Raw genomic sequence first — 18948 nt, 5'->3', positions numbered from 1 at the left:
TTTTCAGTAAGATGCTTAAGCAGCAAACAAGACAAATCCTATACTAATTACCTACAAAGGTAGTCCCTAAACTAAAAATATAAGAGGATAGTCCGTCACTACGATCATATTTATTGAATCGAAGATCAATGGTCTTTAAACCAAAAGTAAAAACCTTGGCTCCCGCAAAGATATCCTTATAGCGGACACCCATTCCGTATTGATGCGAACTAAAGGCTGAGAGATCATAGTCCGATGTATAGAAATCGAGGGTTGAAGTGGCTGCTTCCTTCCCGTAAAAATAATCCGCAGCGGTCTGATCATAATAGCGATAGTTGGGATATAGCGTAAACTTATCACTTAATTTGACAGGAACCTCCAAACTGGCTGTGTGGGCCGAAATGCCCCAATCATCGGAATAGTACCTGTAATAGCTTCGCAATACAATAAAATCGTTCAAATAATAATTCAAACGGGCACCAATCGGAATCTTAAAACGGCTATCGGGCAATTGTTCTACCCCATCAGCCAACTGAAAATCCTCGATAAAGAAGTCATTGAAGTCACTAAAATAAACCCTTTGGTGTGGGGTACTCAACAATCCTTTTTGGGACACAAGATCCAAAAAGATTGAACCTTGAAGCCGTTTACCCAAAATCTGGGAAATACTCAATGAAAGGGAGTATGAATTTCTTGTTTCATCATCAAATGCCACAAAACTGGGATCATAGGTGCCACTACCCGAAATTCTTGAATCGAAAAAACCATCCCTCAATTCTACGGGATATTGCGGATTCCATGAATCCAAAAAGACCTGGAAGCTCGCGCCGAACTGGGTATTCCGCTCATTGAACAAACGTGTATACCCCCCACCAAAACCCAGTGAAAAATAATCGTATTCAGATGAAATATACGCCTGGGCCGAATACACTGAATTGCGGTCATCGGAACTATGTTCGTAGGTAGGATTGAAGTGGACCAACGCATCACTTTGGGAAGCACCGGAAGACGCACTGAACGGACTTGCCGGCCTACTGCTTTTATCAAAAGGATCTATATTACTCGAGGAAGCCGAGGAATAGGCCGAAATACCCACATCAACCGTCAGCACGTCATCGGGGTTCAATGGCATTTTAACCACAATACTCGATGTGGCATCTGTCAATTCTTCGGTTCCTTCCCCTCCGGTCACCGCAGCATTTTGACCATCTTGGTTATAATAACTGAAAAGCAAGTCTATTTCAGCGGTTTCCAAAACACGTTTTTGGTAGGTATTTTCCCCTTCTTCTTGGGCAAAACCCCAATTCAACGCGAACAAAAGCACTATTATACTAAGTTTTTTCAAAGGAATATGAAGTTATTAATTTGTGTATTCGGGTAAAAAGTTTTCCTATTTACTGAGGTTACCCCCACTTGCCCAATCAATTTTTTGTTGAAATCGATTGACCGTAGTACTCAATTACATCCACAACCACCACCAGACTTACCGCCATTCGCACCGGCAGCCGCTTCACGATATATCTGGAAGTTCGTCTCAAATCGCTCAGAACCTTTCGCGCCCAGAACCATCTCATCATCATTCAAGTACACCTTGTCATATTCCCTTACCACAACGCAAGAGCTTGATAGGGCCGCAAAGACCAGTAGAAGCACAATCTTTTTCATACATTAAAGTTAAGGATTATTATCCAGAAGAATACCACTGCTTTTGTGAATTCTATTATTGCTATCCACCAAAATAACCTCAGTACCACCGAGTTGGTTGATCAACGAAAGACCAGCGTCCTTCCCCATTATAAAAACCGCGGTTGCCAAAGCATCACAGAGCTCTGCACTTTTGGCAAAAATGGTGACACTATTTACGCCTTGCGAGGGATATCCGGTCCTAGGGTCTATAATATGAGTATACTTTTTACCGTCGAATATCACGAACTTCTCATAATTGCCAGAGGTAGCCACCGATGATTCGACTATGGGAAGCCAAGAAAATATCTTATTCTTGCTTAACGGGTTTGCTATACCGATCAACCATTTTTCCCCACTGGCTTTTGTACCCCAAGTGGTTAAATCCCCCGATGCGTTTATGATACCGGCAACCACTTGTTTTGAAACCAGCAATTCCTTGGTCTTGTCCGCAGCATAGCCCTTACCGATGGCCCCAAAAGAAATTTTCATTCCTTTTTGTTTTAAAAAGACGGTATGCCCTTCAGGATCTAAAACTATTTTTTCATACCCTACCTTGGCTATTGAATTTTTAATCATTTCCTTGGAAGGCATATAGGTCATGCTTCCATCAAATTTCCAAATTTCATCCATTGAGGAATAAGAAATATCAAAAGCCCCATCGGTAATTTCCGATATCTGTATAGCCCGTTCTATAAGTTTATACAGTTCTACACTGACTTTCACCGGTTTAATGCCGGCATTCTTGTTGATCAAAGCCGTTTCGGAATCGGGATCCCAAGAAGAAACCATCTTTTCAATACGCCTGATCTCAGCAACGGCCTCATCGATGTTGATATATCCAATTTCCTCATTTACGGCTACCACGGTGATATCAAAACGGCAACCCATTAATTTTTCGGTCCTATGTACCGTCACGTATTTGCGCTCTTGGCCAAAACCAAGGACAAAAAAGAAAACAAAAATCAGGGGGAGGAGTTTTCTCACTTTACAAATGAGTTTAGCAGGGAAATATAAGCGTCTGGAGAAATCTTTTTATAGCCTGTCGTGCCCAAAACCTCTTTGTTCGGGTTCAATACCACCACCAATGGGAAATAACCTTTTGGATTATAGGTTTCGGCCAATTTACGATTCTGCTCCGTGATATCGTCTGCCAATTGATTGCTCTTTTTCCTAGGAAAATCGGCCCTGTAAAGCACATAGTTCTCCTTGGAATAAGCCGTGAATTCTTTTGATTGCCAAATATTTCTTTCCAATTTTATGCATGGAGCGCACCAATCCGAGCCTGAAAAAACCAGAACAATGGGTTTATTCTCCCTTACCGACACAGATACGGCATCAGAAAAGGTAGCCTGCCACTCTTGGGCGGAAACAAAAACCGAGCTTACCAAAAACACAATACAAACGAACCTTTTCAATTTAAAATATTTTAGGATTAAACAACTATTCATAAACGCGAAGTATGTCCCCATTGAGTTCGGTGTTATAGATCCTCAAGGGTTTGGCAACATTGCCCTCCACTTGGTTCAAGGGCGCACCATCCAGTGCAAAACGCGAACCATGCACATCACAATAAAAAATACCACCATCATTCGATAAGAAGCGAACTTGATCGTAGGATTCATGACTACACACTTGGGTCGCAGCGACAAAATTACCATCCAAATCCTTGACCACAACAACCAAATCCTTTAAAATAAAACTTCCGTTGTCAGACAATTTCTTCCCTTCGGTGGAGTTTAGATCAATAGTGAAGTCAATACCTGTAGGCGCTTCGACCTTATCGCCATTTTCATCATCCTTGGAACATCCTTGCAAACACGGGAACGTTAATGCGAAAGCAGCACCAGCCCCTAATGTCCTGAGAAAATCCTTTCTTTCCATAGCATTGGTTTTACTACTATCAACGTCGTATTTAAACTAATCGTATAAGAGAAATCATAAAGTCGGTCAACTACTTAAGTACTTACTTAGAATCAATCCAAAACACTGGATTTAAGGGTAAATTAAAGGTTTGTCCATCGTAGAACCCTTGCGTAAAAAGGGCTCCATCCGATTTTAATCACTCATAGACAAAACTGCCGAATTCGCTTTTTATGGTAAGTTTTTTTGAGGGATTATCCGCTACCCTACCCACAATCCTTGCATCAACACCAAACGCTTTGGAGATGTTAATCAAATCTTGCGCCACGGTTTCATTGGTATAAATCTCCAAGCGATGTCCGCAATTGAAAACCTGATACATTTCGCGCCAATCGGTACCCGATTGCTCCTGAATCAATTTGAACAAGGGAGGTATAGGAAACAGATTATCCTTAATAATATGAAGCCCATCTATAAAATGAAGGATCTTTGTTTGCGCCCCTCCACTACAATGCACCATACCGTGGATGTCGGAAGCGTTGTATTTTGACAATATTTTTTTTACGATCGGCGCATAGGTACGGGTAGGAGACAGCACCAATTTACCGGCATTTAAAGGAGCACCAGGTACTTCATCGGTTAAACCGGTATGTCCGGAATACACCAAATCATCAGGAACGGCAGCGTCATAACTTTCTGGATATTTTTCCGCCAAGTATTTGGCAAAGACATCATGTCTGGCAGAAGTGAGCCCATTGCTACCCATACCCCCATTATACTCCTTCTCGTATACGGCCTGACCAAAAGATTCCAACCCGACAATAACATCGCCAGCTTTTATGTTGGCATTATCAATAACATCATCCCGTTTCAATCTTGCCGTCACTGTAGAATCCACAATAATGGTACGCACCAAATCACCCACATCGGCAGTCTCCCCACCCGTGGAATGGATGATCATACCATGCTTGGCCAAATCGGCGATCAATTCCTCAGTACCATTGATTATGGCCGAAATAACTTCCCCAGGAATTAAATTTTTATTGCGGCCTATTGTTGAGGATAACAAAATATTGTCTGTTGCACCAACACAAATGAGGTCATCGATATTCATGATCAATGCATCCTGGGCAATACCTTTCCATACCGAAACATCGCCTGTTTCCTTCCAATACATATATGCCAAGGATGATTTTGTACCCGCACCATCAGCATGCATCACCAAGCAATAATCATCATCATTGGTTAAGTAATCAGGGACAATTTTACAGAAGGCTTTAGGAAAAAGTCCTTTATCAATATTCTTTATGGCATTATGCACATCTTCTTTTGAAGCCGAAACCCCTCGCTGCTTGTACCTTTCACTGTTTGATGTCCCCATGTGTTTTAATTTGTGGCAAAAATAATGGATTCGTTAAAAAAAAGCCCACATATCGCGAGCTTTTCATTCGTAAACTTTATGGCGCAACTATTTGGCCTTTGCGCATACTTACTTCACGAAAAGCAACTCCCTATACTTGGTCAACGGCCAAAGCTTATCACTGACCAGACGTTCCAGCTTGTCGCAGTGGTATCGTATCCCTTCGAAATATGGCCTCACCTTATCGCAATACGCATAGGCCTTCTTATTGCTATCGGCAATAACATTAGCCTTCTTCCTTTCATTCACCATGGCATCGGTCTTTGCTTTTAAAGCCGCTATATGCTCTGTCACACCCTCTATGATCGCTAACTGACTTTCACACATTTTTTTATAACCTGCGCCATAAATCTCCTTTAGACCACCCACATTGGCAATCAAAATATTCTGATATTCAATTGCGGCAGGTATAACATAACCATATACCATCTCGTTCAAGACCCTACCTTCAATTTGCAAATGCATGATATAGGAATCCAGCTCAATTTCCTGTCTTGCCTTCACCTCGACCCCACTCATTACGTTCATGGAATCAAAAAGCTCCAAACTCTCCTTGGAGGTCAACACCTGAATAGCATCGGGTGTGGATTTATTATTGCTCAATTTTCTTTTTTTCGCCTCCTTTTCCCATTCCTGGCTATAACCATCACCATCGAAACGGATTCTTTTGGAAGTTTTGATATACTCCCGCAAGACATTGAAAATAGCCTCATCCTTTTTTAGATTCTTATTATCGATCAAACTGTCGACCTCAATTTTAAAATCCCTTAATTGTTTGGCCACGATCGTATTTAAAACCGTCATCGGTTTGGCACAATTGGTCTTAGAACCCACCCCACGCATTTCGAATTTATTTCCGGTAAAGGCGAATGGCGATGTTCGGTTACGGTCGGTATTATCGAGCATAATCTCCGGAATCTTACCAACCACGTTCAATTTAAGCTCGGTTTTTTCCTCTGGCGACAATTTACCTTTGGAAACCCCTTCCAATTCATCAAGTACACTACTCAATTGTTTCCCTATAAAAATCGAGAATATGGCAGGTGGTGCCTCATTGGCCCCCAACCTATGGTCATTACTGGCGGAGGCAATGGACGAACGCAAAAGCTCTTCATAGCTATCGACAGCCTTTATGGTGTTCACGAAAAAGGTCAAGAACTGCAGGTTCTTCATGGGGGTAGACCCAGGACTCAATAAATTTACCCCCGTATCTGTCGCCAAGGACCAATTATTATGCTTGCCGGAACCATTGATTCCCGCAAAAGGCTTTTCATGAAAAAGCACTTTCATATTGTGCTTTTTTGCAACCTTGTCCATCACATCCATCAACAGAAGGTTGTGGTCAACCGCCAAATTGGCTTCCTCAAAAATCGGTGCCAATTCAAATTGGTTTGGAGCCACTTCATTATGCCTTGTTTTCACAGGAATGCCCAATTGGGTGCACTCCACTTCAAGATGGCGCATAAAACTCAAGACACGACTCGGGATAACACCAAAATAATGGTCATCCAATTGCTGTCCCTTTGCCGCAGTCTGACCTATCAAGGTACGACCTGTCATTACGATATCGGGTCGCGACATCGCCAAAGACTTATCGATCAAAAAATACTCTTGTTCCCAACCCAGGGTCGCATTCACCTTGGATACATTCTTATCAAAATACTTGGCCACAGCGGTAGCAGCATTGTCAACAGCATGTAATGCCCGAAGCAATGGTGCTTTATTATCGAGTGCCTCTCCAGTATAAGCCACGAAAATAGTGGGAATACATAGGGTGGTACCATAAATAAAGGCTGGGGAAGTGGGATCCCAAGCGGTATACCCCCTAGCCTCAAATGTGTTTCTGATTCCTCCATGGGGAAAGCTCGAAGCATCCGGTTCTTGTTGGACCAATTGTCCCCCACCGAATTTTTCCAAAGCCTTTCCATCGGGCAATAGATCAAAGAAAGCATCGTGTTTTTCAGCGGTAGACCCCGTTAAGGGTTGAAACCAATGGGTGTAATGTGTGGCCCCCTTTCCGATGGCCCATCCTTTCATTGCTTCTGCCACTTGATCTGCTATCTTCCGTTCAATCTTAGAACCAGAAACAATGGCTCCCTTTACACTCCCCAGGGCATCCTTGGTTAAGTATTGCAGCATTTTTTCCTCATTGAAAACATTGGCCGCAAAAAGTTCGGAACGCCTCCCTTTTTCCTCAATAAGCAAAGGGACTCGTTTTTGACTTTCTATAATCGCTTCAAACCTTAAGTTGGACATACTATTAATAATTTGGGCAAAAATAATGATTAACGATTTAATAATTAAAACAAGGCAAAAATAACTTTTACACAAAATACCCTAAAAAAAACAGGGGTAAACAAAATTATTACTTATTTTTTGATAATTACCCCCTTAAAAATTAGATATATACCCTAAATCCTTTATTTTTGTTCGACTATAAAATTATATCAATTATATCCTATTATTATGAGCAAATCAAAGTTAGAATACATCTGGTTGGATGGTCATGAGCCCACTCAGAACATGAGAAGTAAAACGAAGATCGAAGAAAATTTTAGCGGCAAGCTAGAAGATTGCGATATCTGGTCTTTTGATGGCTCCTCTACGGAGCAAGCAGTAGGTGGCTCTTCAGACTGTTTATTGAAACCTGTTGCTATTTATCCAGATCCTGCCAGGGAGAACGGATACTTGATTATGTCCGAGGTATTAAATGCAGACGGAACACCACATCCTTCAAATGCTCGTGCGAAAATCGATGATGACAACAATGATTTCTGGTTTGGATTTGAGCAAGAATACTTTTTAATGGACACTAAAACCGATTTACCTCTAGGTTTCCCACGAGGTGGATTCCCTGGGCCACAAGGTAAATACTATTGCTCAGTAGGTGGAAGATATACTTGGGGTAGGGATTTTGTCGAAGAACACGCTGACCTATGCCTTAATGCTGGTCTAAACTTTGAAGGCATCAACCAAGAAGTTGCCCCAGGACAATGGGAATTCCAAGTTTTTGCCAAAGGTGCCAAACAAGCAGGTGATGAAATCTGGGTAGCCCGTTACCTATTAGATCGCTTGACTGAAAAATATGGTTTCTATATTGAGTACCACCCAAAACCAGTAAAAGGGGATTGGAACGGTTCTGGTATGCATGCCAATTTCTCAAACACTTTATTAAGAACATGTGGTTCCAAAGAGGTTTACGAAAAAGTATGTGAGGCCTTTAGACCCGTAACCGAAGAACACATGGAAGTATATGGTGCATTTAACGAAGAGCGTCTTACAGGTCTTCATGAAACAGCACACGTATCGGACTTTAGCTACGGAATATCCGATAGAGGGGCTTCAATTAGAATCCCGATCATCACTGTAGAAAAAGGTTGGAAAGGTTGGTTGGAAGACAGACGTCCAGCTTCTAACGGTGATCCATATAAAATTGCAGGAAGAATCGTTAAAACCGTTAAATCCGCGAAGATTTAATTAGACACCATATAATTAATTGTTTTATCTGAAAAGCCCTGACGTTATCGTCAGGGTTTTTTGTTTATCGTATCGTAAAATAAATAAACAAGCAGTAAGCAGCAAGGAGTATCAATCCGTCCCGCCACCCCAATCGAAGTCCTTTTGGGAAGAACACCAAAGGCAGAATCAAGAAAGAAATACCGAGCATCCAAAAGATATCATTGCCCAACAACCTTTGATCCATCACTTTTATGGGTGTAATCAACGAGGTAATACCCAATACGGCCATAATATTAAAAATATTGGACCCTATTAAATTTCCCAAGGAAATCGCCTTTTCCTTTTTGATTATCGCAATAATCGAAGCAGCCAACTCCGGAATACTCGTTCCGATCGACACTATGGTTATACCGATTATACGCTCGCTAACCCCGTAATTATTGGCAAGTCCCACAGCACCATTCACCAACAGCTCCGAACCTCCCCAAAGTGCGACCCCTCCAATTCCCAAGAACAACACCGTTTTATACAAGGGCAAGGGAACATCATCTTCCAATGAATCCTCAACTACTGCCGTTTTTTGGTATTTCAAAAGATAAACCAAGAAGACAAAAAGACCTGCAACCAAAATAATGCCCTCATACCGTACCAATTCACCATCAAAGAAAATAAATACAAAAAACAGCATTGAAGCCAACATCATCATAGGCCAGTCGGTAGTATAAAAACTTTTTCGCACCTCTATACTCCCCAACAACAGGATGATAGCCAATACCAACCCTAAATTCGCAATATTGGACCCCACTACATTACCCAAAGCCAAATCAGGAAAACCATCCAGGGCCGCCTTTATACTTACAATAAGTTCGGGGGCCGATGTCGCAAAGGAAACAATGGTCATTCCTATCACGATTTTGGGAATATTCAATCGCAACGATAAGGCAACTGCCGATTTCAATAGCCAATTACCTCCTGCTATTAAAAATGTCAGTCCGATAACAATAAATAGAATATTTTGCATTCGTATCCTTTTTGACAAATATAGACTAAGATTTTTGTTTCTATAAACCGATATATTCAAATAAGAAAACCATATATAACTATTTTTATAGTTAAATAACTATTAAAATAGTTGTCTAATATGGATATTCCTTTTATGTTTGAATAAAATACACAGACAAATGCAGAAGTTAACCAACAAGGAAGAAGAAATCATGATTATTTTATGGCGTCTGAAAAAGGCATTCGTAAAAGAAATTATGGCCGAGATAGAAGGCAACAGACCCCACTACAACACCTTATCGACCATTGTACGAAACCTTGAGGAAAAGAAATACGTCGGGTATGAAGCCTTTGGCAAGACCCACAGGTATTACCCTTTGGTAAGTCTTGAAGACTACCGTAAAAAATTCGTCAATTCCAAACTTGCCGAATATTTTGACAACTCCTATAAAAGCATGGTGTCATTTTTCGCCAAGGAAGAGAAGATATCCGTAGAGGAGCTGAAGGAAATCATAGACCTCATCGAAAAGAAAAAATAATGGAACCACTATTGATCCACATGACCAAGGCTTCAGGAATCCTAGCGCTATTCTATTTGACCTACGCGCTGTTCTTAAAACAAGAAACCTTTTATACCGTAAATCGATACTTCCTGATTATAGGTCTATTTAGCGCCTTATTACTTCCTTTCGCAACCTTTACCAACTATGTCGAAATTGCTGTGACCCCAATATCATACAGCTCGAAAGGTGATACACTTGCCATTCACGAAGCTGGTTTTCCCTTGGATTGGACTACGGTTTTATCGGGTATATACCTCTTGGGGGTTTTGTTCTTCTCGACACAATTCATTCTGCAGATTACCTCTCTTTTGAAATTGATACAAAGAAATACCGTTGTTCGAAAAGGAAAATTCCACCATATCGAAATCAATGACCCTGTTACCCCCTTTTCCTTTTTTAACCACATTTTCTATAATCCAAAGCCGTATTCCAAAGAGGAACTATCCGCTATCATAAAACATGAGGAAGCACATAGTTCGCAATGGCATTCCCTCGACATTCTATTGACGGAAATATTTACGGTATTCCTATGGATAAACCCTTTTAGTTGGTTGTACCGAACTACCGTAAAACAGAATCTAGAGTTTATGGCCGACGCATGTGCCACGAAAAAAGTCGAATCCATCAAAGATTACCAGTATACCTTATTAAAGGTTTCAGGGAACAACCTGTATTCCCCCCTGGTCAATAATTTCTATAATTCATTAATCAAAAAACGAATCGTCATGCTAAACAAATCAAGATCAAACAAAAGGAATATGCTAAAGATTACCTTCATTTTACCGGCTTTGGCATTGTTCCTAGTCAGTTTCAACACCAAGGAAGTTTATGTACCCATTAACACCACAATGGCCCCATCATTGAGTGCTTCCCAAAATCCCCAACTGATAGAACTCATGATAGATAAGAACACCACTGACCAAGAATTAATTGACCTGAAAAAAGACCTCGCCAAAAAAGGAATTGATTTTTCCTATACCGTGGTGCATAATGCAAAAAATGAAATCACAGAAATTTCAGTAGATTTTGCAACCACAAAAGACGATGGTAAAAAAATAAGAAGCTCTTCTAGCTTCAGTAATGATGGTGAAGGAATCGATCCAATTCAAATTATGTACGATGCGGACATCAATTCCTTTTCTATGGGAAGCGGCGACAAGACCACTTCCAAAATTCATAAAGAGGTTCGCATTGAGGTTGACAACGATGACGACCAAATGATATGGGTACAAGCCGAAACTGATAATGAAGCACACAAGACCATCGAGATACGCGATGATAAAGGGAAGGAAACCATATTGGTCAATGGTAAAAAAGTTAGTCGCGAAGAATTCGACAAAATGAATAAAGATGATGGGCTTCATGAAAAACATATTAAAATAAAAAAATCGAAAGGAGACAAAGAAGAAAACATGTTCATCATGAGAATGTCCGATGTGAATGAGGATATGGATAATATCATCTTGGAAGATGACGATGATCAAAAAATGTTTAACATGAAAAGTGGAGCAAGTGAAAAACCGCTTTTTATAATCGATGGTAAAGAAGTTAAAGAAAAAGAGATGAAGGCACTCAATCCATCAGATATCGAAACAGTCAATGTTCTTAAAGGTGAAATGGGAAAAACTATATACGGCGAAAAAGGCAAGAATGGGGTTGTGCTTATAACAACAAAAAAAGAATAAAAGTCCAAATACCTAGACCATACCGTCATGGATTTTTTTACTTTTAGAACCATTATACGACTATGGGAACAATTATATTCAACCTTCTTGCCAAAATCAATAAGGTTATCTTGCCTTCGTACACAAAACAAGGGCTGGATCTGGCAAAAGCCTCAAAGTTTCAATTGGCCATTATAGGCTGGCGCTATTTTGTAACCTCAAGAGCTCTTGGCGGCGAGAACCATAATTGAATTTACTGGGCAAAATAAAATTGGAAGAAACGAATGAGATCCTCTGTTTCTTCCCAATCCAGACCTTCTTTTTTGATAAAGCCCTTTACCGCTGCTGAATGTTCATCAAAAATTTTCAGAAATTGTTTTTCACGTTTGGGCAATTTCAGTAAGGTAGGCGAATCAGCATCCAATTGCTGAAAATAAAAATCCACCTTTCCTTTCTTGAATTTTGCGGGCTTATTGGTTTCAAAACTATTTTTTGCCATTTTAACCGGAGTGAATAGTATGATTTCCCTGAGATAAAGACCAAAATCATCATCCGAATACACCTTTTCAAAAAACGTATTCCCAATTTCTTTACGATCATCGACATATTCGTGGGTTTCGTAAACCTTGTTCGACCCATTCAATAATTCAATGACATAATCATTGGATTTAGGCATGGAATAAATTATAGCATCACCCCCTTTAAATTCGATACTGTTATCATATACATTGAAACGCACGAATAAGGTCCTGTCTATGTCATTCACCCTGGCCGGCACAAATTCTTCGTATAGATAGGGTGACCCCACTACCTCATTGTATGAGGGTGCTTTAACCGCCTTAGTAAAATACAGTTCTGTATTGGGCCCATTCTGCCTAACGGTTAGCCTAGCCTGACCATATGACGCAACAGAGACAATTCCAAAAGCCACTATTAAAGTGAATCTATTCCATGATGATATTTTCATTCCAATACTTTGTTTAAGACACATCCCAATTGTAGATGTACAATATTATATCCATTAATAATGCAACAATGATTTAACTTCAAAATCGCCAAGTTTGTCCTTTCCCTTTAGGAAATCGAGTTCCAACAGAAAATTACATTGTACAATTTCACCACCCATTTTCTCGATTAACCTACAAGTGGCTTGGGCAGTGCCTCCCGTAGCAAGAACATCATCATGGACCAATACCTTATCCCCAGCTATAATCGCATCGGAATGCATCTCCAATGCATCGCTACCATATTCCAAATCATAATCCTGTCGCATGGTGGCAAAAGGTAGCTTACCCGGCTTGCGTACAGGTACAAATCCCGCATTTAACCGAGCGGCCAACATTGGGGCAAAAAAGAAGCCCCTACTTTCCATACCGACAACTTTATCCACTTTCTGATTCCCTACTAGGTCCAGCAGTGCTTCTTCGGTATATTTAATGGCTTTAGGATCTTTTAGAAGGGGGGTGATATCCCGAAAAACGACTCCAGTTGTGGGAAAATCGTGAATATCGCGGATAAAGGTTTTTAAATTCATATAAATAGATTAAGCTTATTTTGTTGTAAAGGTAAAAAGAAATATATTTGCACCCCTATAAAAGGTCCTGTGGCGCAACTGGATAGCGCATCTGACTACGAATCAGAAGGTTACAAGTTCGAATCTTGTCAGGATCACAAATAAACAAAAAGCAGTCCAAATATTTGGGCTGCTTTTTTTGATTTTAAGGATTTTCAATCTTCAAAGTAGGTCTTTATCAAGAAACCCAAAGGTAATATCCCCTTAAATTTCGAAGACCCCTATAGCCTATATTTTTAAGTTATTATAGGTTTTTCACCAAACTACAGGTCACGTATCAGACAGTATGGGATTGATGCCGGTTTATCCTAATATAACGATAACAAGGTATGAACACCTTGTACCTAAAAAGTCCCGATAATCGTATATTCCCTACTGGTTTTCCTGTATATTGATTATTGGGTATTTATGGTACCACATAGTTATGTTATATTGCCATTCCTCAAATAAATTATTCAATGATCGTAATGCGTTTAAAAGTATTTGTTTTCTTCCTATTGCTCTCAATAACCGGCATGTCACAAACAGGACGGGAAGCGCGTATCGATAGCCTTGAAAATGCCCTTAAAATCGCAGCGCACGATACCACACGTGTTAACATACTCAGCGAACTGACCCGAAGTTATGGTGGCATCGATTCCTTGAAGTGCTTCGAAAATGGTTTTAAGGCCATCGCCTTAAGTAAAAAGATATATTACCTGAAAGGAATGGCCGATGCCAATATCAATTTAGCCGGTGGTTACCTCGATTATTTTGATGTTGAAAATGCGAAGAAATATTTTGTGATAGGAAATAATTTTGCGGACAAACTCATAGCCAAAGATTCATCAGCACAACATATGAAAATTTGGTTACGCGGTAATTACAACTTAGGTGTGGCCTATGGATACGAAGGTAACTTAGAAAAGGAAATTGAACTGGCCGCTAAGACCATACCCATTGCACAACAAATGGGCGATAAAATGTTCGTGGCCAATGGCAACACCAATTTGGGCATAAAATACGCCAACCTTTCCCTTTACGACAAGGCCTATGAAATGTTTACAATAAGCCAAAAACAGTTTAAAGAAATAGGTACGCCTGAAGATATTCTTTACCACAGTTTGGCTTTTGCAACTTCCTTAGCGCAAATGGATTCACTGGACCGAATGAAATCCGTACTTGATATTGCTAAAACAAATTTGGATAAAATACCAAATTCCTTCTATAAAGGCCCATATTTCGGAGAGCTTGGATTGTACTACGGAAGGTCTGGGGAATTTAAAAATGCCTTAAAAGCCCTGGACCGATCCTATGCATTTTATAAGGATCATCAATCAAACTATTATTTAAAATTGCTCTATCAGAGATATGCGGACATCTATGATAAAATGGGGGATTTTAAAAAAGCAAAAGAGTACACGTTAAAGCACATCAATTTTACCGATGATGAACATTCCATAAGCGATAAAGTAGGCTCCTATTATAAATTGGCAAAATACGAAGCCGGACTCAATCGCTTTCAACAGGCATACGATTACCTAAAAGATTATGTCATCGCACTGGATAGTGCTAGAGTGGGTGAATTGGGAAATGACATGCAACAACTCGAAATGGAGTATAAAACGGCTACTAAAGAAAAGGAGATCCTAAAATTAGAAAACGAAAAAAATGAAACTGCCCTTGCCCTTGAAAAGAAAAAATCCCAAAATTACATGCTTTGGGCAATAGCCAGTGTCCTAGTATTATTACTTTTTATAGGCTATTACGGCTACAATAGCCAGCTCAGAAAAGCTCGAAAAAAAGAACATCAACAAGAAACAGAAGTTTCATTATTAAAACAGGAGCAACAAAACCAGGTTTTCTCAGCTTTGATAGAAGGTCAGGAAAACGAACGGAAAAGGCTTGCCATTGATCTACACGATGGTCTTGGCGGAAGATTATCCGGCATAAGCCTAAACCTCTCCAAACTGGATAAGGATGAGCCAAAGGAATACCCTAAGACCCAACTAAAGAAGGTTATGAAAGACCTTGATGATTCGTTGTCCGAACTACGTACCATTGCCCGTAATTTAATGCCTGAAACCCTGGTCAAATTTGGCCTTAAGGCCGCATTAAAAGATTATTGTAGTAGTAGAACGGGTAATGACACGAAAGTCACCCTACAATTTTATGGTACTGAAAAAGGGATAAACTTGAACCAACAAGTTACCATGTACCGTATAATGCAAGAACTGATCAATAATGCCATAAAACACGCCAAAGCTTCTGAGATATTGGTTCAATTCATGAGAGATGGCAATAAAGTCGACATTACTGTTGAAGACAATGGAATAGGCTTTAAAGAAGAAACACTTGTTGATAAAGCAGATGGCATGGGTATTTCCAACCTTAGAACGAGAGTAGCCTATTTAAAGGGAGATTTAGAAATTCACTCAGAAGAAAATGAAGGTACCACCGTTAACATTCAAATTACCTTAGATGCAACATAAACCTATACATATTATCATAGTTGATGATCACCCTATGGTGATTGAAGGACTTAAAACTTTGCTAAGTGATGATGAGCGTGTTCGTATAATCAACCAATTTATGAACGGGACCGATGCCCTTGTTTTTTTAGAAAAAAATTCTGCGGACATTATTCTATTGGATGTGAACTTACCCGATATAAATGGAGTGGAAATGGTACCCAAAATCCTAAATATCAGAGCGAATATCGGTGTCATCGGCCTTAGCACTTATAGCGAACCCAGCATCATTAATCAAATGATAAGAAACGGTGTAAAGGGATATCTATTGAAAAATGTTACTGGAGATGAGTTGATCAATGCCATTACGCAAGTACACCAAGGTAATTTCTATTTTGGTAGCGAAGTTCAAAAAATACTTGCGGACTCGGTTACACAGGAAAGTAGTGATTTACCCAAGTTGACCCGAAGGGAAAAACATGTCCTCACCTTAATAGCGGATGGCAAAACAACAAACAGCATAGCTGAGGAGTTATTTATCAGTCCACTTACCGTGGAAACCCATAGGCGTAATCTTATGCAAAAATTGGAAGTTCCAAATGCAGCATCATTAATCAAAGTTGCCGTAGAAAAACATTTGATTTGAATGCCATATTCAGGGATGATACCCCTCCTTAAAGCGCTACCGATTTTCAAGTAGTTTCTTCTACTGGTTTTCAGGTATTTTTTATCCTTAATTTCCTTAAAGCAAATTAATGTCCCAACTTGTACTACGATAATGTATTATGGTAGGATAAACCTATAGATCTCACCTCTAAAAACTAACAATAAGTTCAAAGAACCGATTAATTCCACCATGAATACCTTTTCATCATTTAAAAGCTTTAGAGTTCCCATGATGGATGAAACACAAAGACCATTACCCATAATTATTATCTGCACTCTTGGTTTTATTGAAATACTACTCGTTATTCTCTCTATATACACCATGCCAGATCACCTTATTGATAGTTGGTACCCACCCTATCTTATACTTACAGCCTTAATCATCATGGGTTGTATGATCGCTTTTTGGCATTTGAAAAATTGGTCCATATACATTTACACAGCATTCATTTCCATAAATCAATTGCTTTTGTTCCACATGGGCGTATTTTCCATCTATTCCTTGATAATACCTACCCTTATCCTAATCCTTGGTTGTCTATCAATGAAAAATACCGAGAAACAATTAAGTTGATTGTATTCATTAATGTCGAGCCCTATTCATTACCCCCACCTTGTTTTCTTGTACCGCCTTTAAACCCAATTTCCATCTAAGCCATTAAACGTAATTATATTATTTCCAAGACAACTTTAGGGCGACCATAAACAAGTTAAATTCAACTTGTATTATTTGTTTTTGGCGTTCCTCTTATTCACCATAAAGAACCGGTTTTCATCATCTTTATTGGTTACAATGACAATTTAATGTCCTCTGTATTTTGATTTTGGAATCTCTATGGGTGTAGCCCCATCTTTTATGGCCTAGAACGGCCTTAAATTTCCCTTATCTTCACCCGCACCACCATAGAAATTGGCATTAACCAGGATATTACGGGTTTTACCATCCTTGATTTTATTTACAAAATCAATTCCTGTTTAATTGGATTTCAGCAGGGTAAATCCTTTATAGACTAGGCTTACGCCACATTCGCAATTTTGACAAAAAAATAAAGGAGGGTTTCCCCTCCTTTACAAAACTAACTCTCTCTAAAATTAACTAGAAAATCTATAGAGAACAACAATTAAACTATTCAACATCCCACCAAACTCTAGTGGTCAATACATCCGGCCCTTGTCTTGCAATGGCCTCAGCATAATTTTCAGGATTGTTGGACTGATCACCAACAGAATACGTAAGTCTTCTTGGAATAGTTCCACCGGTCTCGTTACCTGGATAATTAACAGGTACCAATACAGGAAAACCTGTTCTCCTCCAATTAGAGAATGCCTCATATTCATTAAGATAAGTCGCAGCCCAATATTGGGTACTTATTTGTTCTAATGCATTGGCGGCATCAAATGGTTTCGCCAATAAATAAGCATCGATATCAGCATCATCGATTGCAGCATCCGGAGAATCCAATTCAAGCATTTTCATAGCAGCCCTGACACCAGCATTATAATGAGGTTCTGGGTCTCCACCAGCCAATCCCCAGCGTAACGCAGCCTCGGCCAACATAAACTCTACTTCTGCGTAGGTCTGGAAGAACATAGGAGAATCGCGTCGTGTCATTATCTCACGGTTGGGTTCAGCATATTCATCAGTGGTTTCCTCCCCTGTATTTGTCATCAACATATCAAGATCAAGTCCATTTGGCAAACCTTTTAAATCTGCTGGATCATTACTTTTATCAGAAAATCTAGTCGCCAAAATCGGCAACCTTGGATCATCCTGCAAAAAGTCGATAAACGTTTTGCTCATTCGTTGATTATCATCGGCTTGGAAAACCTCACCAATTCCATTCTGGTTAACCCCTTCTGGTCCGACAGTATGTTCAACCTTGGCTATATCCGCATTGGACTCCATTACGCCACCAGCGATAGCCTTGGTTACCCATGCTTGGGATGCCGTTGGATCGACTTTGATCAAGCGCAATCCAAGACGTAACATCATTGAATTGGCAAATCGTTTCCATTTAGCCTGATCACCCGCATAAAACAAATCAGCAGATCCAAATCCGGAAGTCCCTGAACCTAATGCAGCAGCAGACTCTTCAAGTTCCTTCAACATATCCGCATATATCTCACTCTGGGCGTCGTATTTTGGTTGTAAAATTCCTTCAATCACGGCCTTTCCAGCTTCACTGTAAGGAATATCCCCGTATAAATCCGTTAATCTGGAATAAATAAAAACCCTTAATATCCTGGTTATCGCTTTCATTTCTTCCGGAGAACCCTCTTCATCAAGTTGAATCAAGATATCCTCAACTGATTTTACTGGATTCTCATAATAACGATCGATCAATGAAGAAGCATACCCTTTGTTCCATGTGTATTTATCCCCTGACCAATAACCTGTCGTGGTTGCATAATGTTGCATCATGGTGGATTGATAGATCAAATTGGCTCTCCAATTTTCATAACGCTCGCCAGAAGTGAATAACTGGGCTGCGGTAAGTTTACTTGTTACAGGAACCTGATTGGGTTTTGTGGGATCAACGTTAATGTCCTCAAAACCATCGTCGCAGGAACCCATCAACAAGACAATTGACAGTATGAATAGTATTTTTTTCATTATTTTATCTCT

At 39.8% G+C, this 18948-nt stretch carries 17 protein-coding genes and 1 tRNA gene; 7 read left to right on the top strand and 11 right to left on the bottom strand.

Annotated elements, in window-relative coordinates; translation table 11 throughout:
* Positions 1 to 43: 43 nt before the first annotated feature.
* The 7 genes from HPE56_RS14820 to HPE56_RS14790 form a co-directional block, all read right to left on the bottom strand.
* The gene (locus HPE56_RS14820) at positions 44 to 1324 is read right to left on the bottom strand and encodes a DUF3570 domain-containing protein (protein ID WP_188244536.1); all 1281 of its coding nucleotides are present in this window, start codon (positions 1322 to 1324) and stop codon (positions 44 to 46) included.
* A 110-nt stretch (positions 1325 to 1434) separates the two neighbouring features.
* Positions 1435 to 1644 carry a DUF4266 domain-containing protein gene (locus HPE56_RS14815; RefSeq protein ID WP_188244535.1) on the bottom strand — a complete coding sequence of 70 codons (210 nt, stop codon included), beginning with the start codon at positions 1642 to 1644 and terminating at the stop codon, positions 1435 to 1437.
* 9 nt (positions 1645 to 1653) lie between these two features.
* Positions 1654 to 2649 carry an FAD:protein FMN transferase gene (locus tag HPE56_RS14810; protein ID WP_317173215.1) on the bottom strand — a complete coding sequence of 332 codons (996 nt, stop codon included), beginning with the start codon at positions 2647 to 2649 and terminating at the stop codon, positions 1654 to 1656.
* Complete coding sequence (locus tag HPE56_RS14805) at positions 2646 to 3080, bottom strand: thioredoxin family protein (protein ID WP_223170329.1); 435 nt, start codon at positions 3078 to 3080, stop codon at positions 2646 to 2648. The genes HPE56_RS14810 and HPE56_RS14805 overlap by 4 nt, the downstream gene beginning before the upstream one ends.
* Positions 3081 to 3105: 25 nt before the next feature.
* Positions 3106 to 3546 carry a QcrA and Rieske domain-containing protein gene (locus tag HPE56_RS14800; protein WP_188244533.1) on the bottom strand — a complete coding sequence of 147 codons (441 nt, stop codon included), beginning with the start codon at positions 3544 to 3546 and terminating at the stop codon, positions 3106 to 3108.
* Between the two features lie 178 nt (positions 3547 to 3724).
* Positions 3725 to 4906 (bottom strand): AIR synthase related protein, encoded by a 1182-nt coding sequence (locus HPE56_RS14795; RefSeq protein WP_188244532.1) that lies wholly within the window; start codon positions 4904 to 4906, stop codon positions 3725 to 3727.
* A gap of 108 nt (positions 4907 to 5014) precedes the next feature.
* Entirely contained in the window at positions 5015 to 7201 is a 2187-nt protein-coding gene (locus HPE56_RS14790) for a glutamine synthetase III family protein (protein ID WP_188244531.1), read from the bottom strand.
* A gap of 210 nt (positions 7202 to 7411) precedes the next feature.
* On the opposite strand from HPE56_RS14790, the gene HPE56_RS14785 reads away from it, so the two are divergent.
* The gene (locus HPE56_RS14785) at positions 7412 to 8422 is read left to right on the top strand and encodes a glutamine synthetase beta-grasp domain-containing protein (RefSeq protein WP_188244530.1); all 1011 of its coding nucleotides are present in this window, start codon (positions 7412 to 7414) and stop codon (positions 8420 to 8422) included.
* A gap of 64 nt (positions 8423 to 8486) precedes the next feature.
* Here HPE56_RS14785 and HPE56_RS14780 read toward each other — a convergent pair whose 3' ends face one another.
* Complete coding sequence (locus tag HPE56_RS14780; RefSeq protein ID WP_188244529.1) at positions 8487 to 9425, bottom strand: calcium/sodium antiporter; 939 nt, start codon at positions 9423 to 9425, stop codon at positions 8487 to 8489.
* Between the two features lie 160 nt (positions 9426 to 9585).
* Here HPE56_RS14780 and HPE56_RS14775 point away from each other — a divergent pair, with 160 nt between their 5' ends.
* The 3 genes from HPE56_RS14775 (at position 9586) to HPE56_RS14765 (ending at position 11884) form a co-directional block, all read left to right on the top strand.
* Positions 9586 to 9945 (top strand): BlaI/MecI/CopY family transcriptional regulator, encoded by a 360-nt coding sequence (locus HPE56_RS14775; RefSeq protein ID WP_109649363.1) that lies wholly within the window; start codon positions 9586 to 9588, stop codon positions 9943 to 9945.
* Positions 9945 to 11654, top strand: coding sequence for a M56 family metallopeptidase (locus tag HPE56_RS14770; RefSeq protein ID WP_188244528.1), 1710 nt, complete (start codon positions 9945 to 9947; stop codon positions 11652 to 11654). The genes HPE56_RS14775 and HPE56_RS14770 overlap by 1 nt, the downstream gene beginning before the upstream one ends.
* Positions 11655 to 11716: 62 nt before the next feature.
* Complete coding sequence (locus HPE56_RS14765) at positions 11717 to 11884, top strand: SsrA-binding protein (RefSeq protein WP_188244527.1); 168 nt, start codon at positions 11717 to 11719, stop codon at positions 11882 to 11884.
* 2 nt (positions 11885 to 11886) lie between these two features.
* Here the strand turns inward: HPE56_RS14765 and HPE56_RS14760 are convergent, their stop codons facing one another.
* Both HPE56_RS14760 and HPE56_RS14755 read right to left on the bottom strand, forming a co-directional pair.
* On the bottom strand, positions 11887 to 12600 hold the full coding sequence (locus HPE56_RS14760; RefSeq protein WP_188244526.1) for a hypothetical protein: 714 nt from the start codon (positions 12598 to 12600) through the stop codon (positions 11887 to 11889).
* Between the two features lie 54 nt (positions 12601 to 12654).
* Positions 12655 to 13167, bottom strand: a complete 513-nt coding sequence (locus HPE56_RS14755; RefSeq protein WP_188244525.1) for an adenine phosphoribosyltransferase — start codon at positions 13165 to 13167, stop codon at positions 12655 to 12657.
* Positions 13168 to 13230: 63 nt separating this feature from the next.
* Here HPE56_RS14755 and HPE56_RS14750 point away from each other — a divergent pair.
* The 3 genes from HPE56_RS14750 to HPE56_RS14740 all read left to right on the top strand — a co-directional run bounded on the left by HPE56_RS14750 (position 13231) and on the right by HPE56_RS14740 (position 16302).
* Positions 13231 to 13304, top strand: a tRNA-Arg gene (locus HPE56_RS14750).
* A gap of 369 nt (positions 13305 to 13673) precedes the next feature.
* The gene (locus HPE56_RS14745; protein ID WP_188244524.1) at positions 13674 to 15677 is read left to right on the top strand and encodes a tetratricopeptide repeat-containing sensor histidine kinase; all 2004 of its coding nucleotides are present in this window, start codon (positions 13674 to 13676) and stop codon (positions 15675 to 15677) included.
* Positions 15667 to 16302, top strand: a complete 636-nt coding sequence (locus HPE56_RS14740; protein WP_188244523.1) for a response regulator — start codon at positions 15667 to 15669, stop codon at positions 16300 to 16302. The genes HPE56_RS14745 and HPE56_RS14740 overlap by 11 nt, the downstream gene beginning before the upstream one ends.
* Before the next feature lie 1146 nt (positions 16303 to 17448).
* Here the strand turns inward: HPE56_RS14740 and HPE56_RS14735 are convergent.
* Positions 17449 to 18936, bottom strand: coding sequence for a SusD/RagB family nutrient-binding outer membrane lipoprotein (locus tag HPE56_RS14735; protein WP_188244522.1), 1488 nt, complete (start codon positions 18934 to 18936; stop codon positions 17449 to 17451).
* Between the last annotated feature and the right edge of the window lie 12 nt (positions 18937 to 18948).

Origin of the sequence: Maribacter aquimaris, from assembly GCF_014596745.1 — a bacterium.
Lineage (GTDB): Bacteria > Bacteroidota > Bacteroidia > Flavobacteriales > Flavobacteriaceae > Maribacter_A > Maribacter_A aquimaris.
This window is presented reverse-complemented; position numbering and strand designations above follow the sequence as displayed.

Excerpts from the sequence above, each read along its gene's own strand:
- HPE56_RS14785 (WP_188244530.1), top strand. The coding sequence starts at position 7,412 with ATGAGCAAATCAAAGTTAGAATACATCTGGTTGGATGGTCATGAGCCC.
- HPE56_RS14780 (WP_188244529.1), bottom strand. The coding sequence starts at position 9,425 with ATGCAAAATATTCTATTTATTGTTATCGGACTGACATTTTTAATAGCA.
- HPE56_RS14795 (WP_188244532.1), bottom strand. The coding sequence starts at position 4,906 with ATGGGGACATCAAACAGTGAAAGGTACAAGCAGCGAGGGGTTTCGGCT.
- HPE56_RS14740 (WP_188244523.1), top strand. The coding sequence starts at position 15,667 with ATGCAACATAAACCTATACATATTATCATAGTTGATGATCACCCTATG.
- HPE56_RS14790 (WP_188244531.1), bottom strand. The coding sequence starts at position 7,201 with ATGTCCAACTTAAGGTTTGAAGCGATTATAGAAAGTCAAAAACGAGTC.
- HPE56_RS14735 (WP_188244522.1), bottom strand. The coding sequence starts at position 18,936 with ATGAAAAAAATACTATTCATACTGTCAATTGTCTTGTTGATGGGTTCC.
- HPE56_RS14800 (WP_188244533.1), bottom strand. The coding sequence starts at position 3,546 with ATGGAAAGAAAGGATTTTCTCAGGACATTAGGGGCTGGTGCTGCTTTC.
- HPE56_RS14815 (WP_188244535.1), bottom strand. The coding sequence starts at position 1,644 with ATGAAAAAGATTGTGCTTCTACTGGTCTTTGCGGCCCTATCAAGCTCT.
- HPE56_RS14770 (WP_188244528.1), top strand. The coding sequence starts at position 9,945 with ATGGAACCACTATTGATCCACATGACCAAGGCTTCAGGAATCCTAGCG.
- HPE56_RS14765 (WP_188244527.1), top strand. The coding sequence starts at position 11,717 with ATGGGAACAATTATATTCAACCTTCTTGCCAAAATCAATAAGGTTATC.
- HPE56_RS14745 (WP_188244524.1), top strand. The coding sequence starts at position 13,674 with ATGCGTTTAAAAGTATTTGTTTTCTTCCTATTGCTCTCAATAACCGGC.
- HPE56_RS14760 (WP_188244526.1), bottom strand. The coding sequence starts at position 12,600 with ATGAAAATATCATCATGGAATAGATTCACTTTAATAGTGGCTTTTGGA.
- HPE56_RS14775 (WP_109649363.1), top strand. The coding sequence starts at position 9,586 with ATGCAGAAGTTAACCAACAAGGAAGAAGAAATCATGATTATTTTATGG.
- HPE56_RS14755 (WP_188244525.1), bottom strand. The coding sequence starts at position 13,167 with ATGAATTTAAAAACCTTTATCCGCGATATTCACGATTTTCCCACAACT.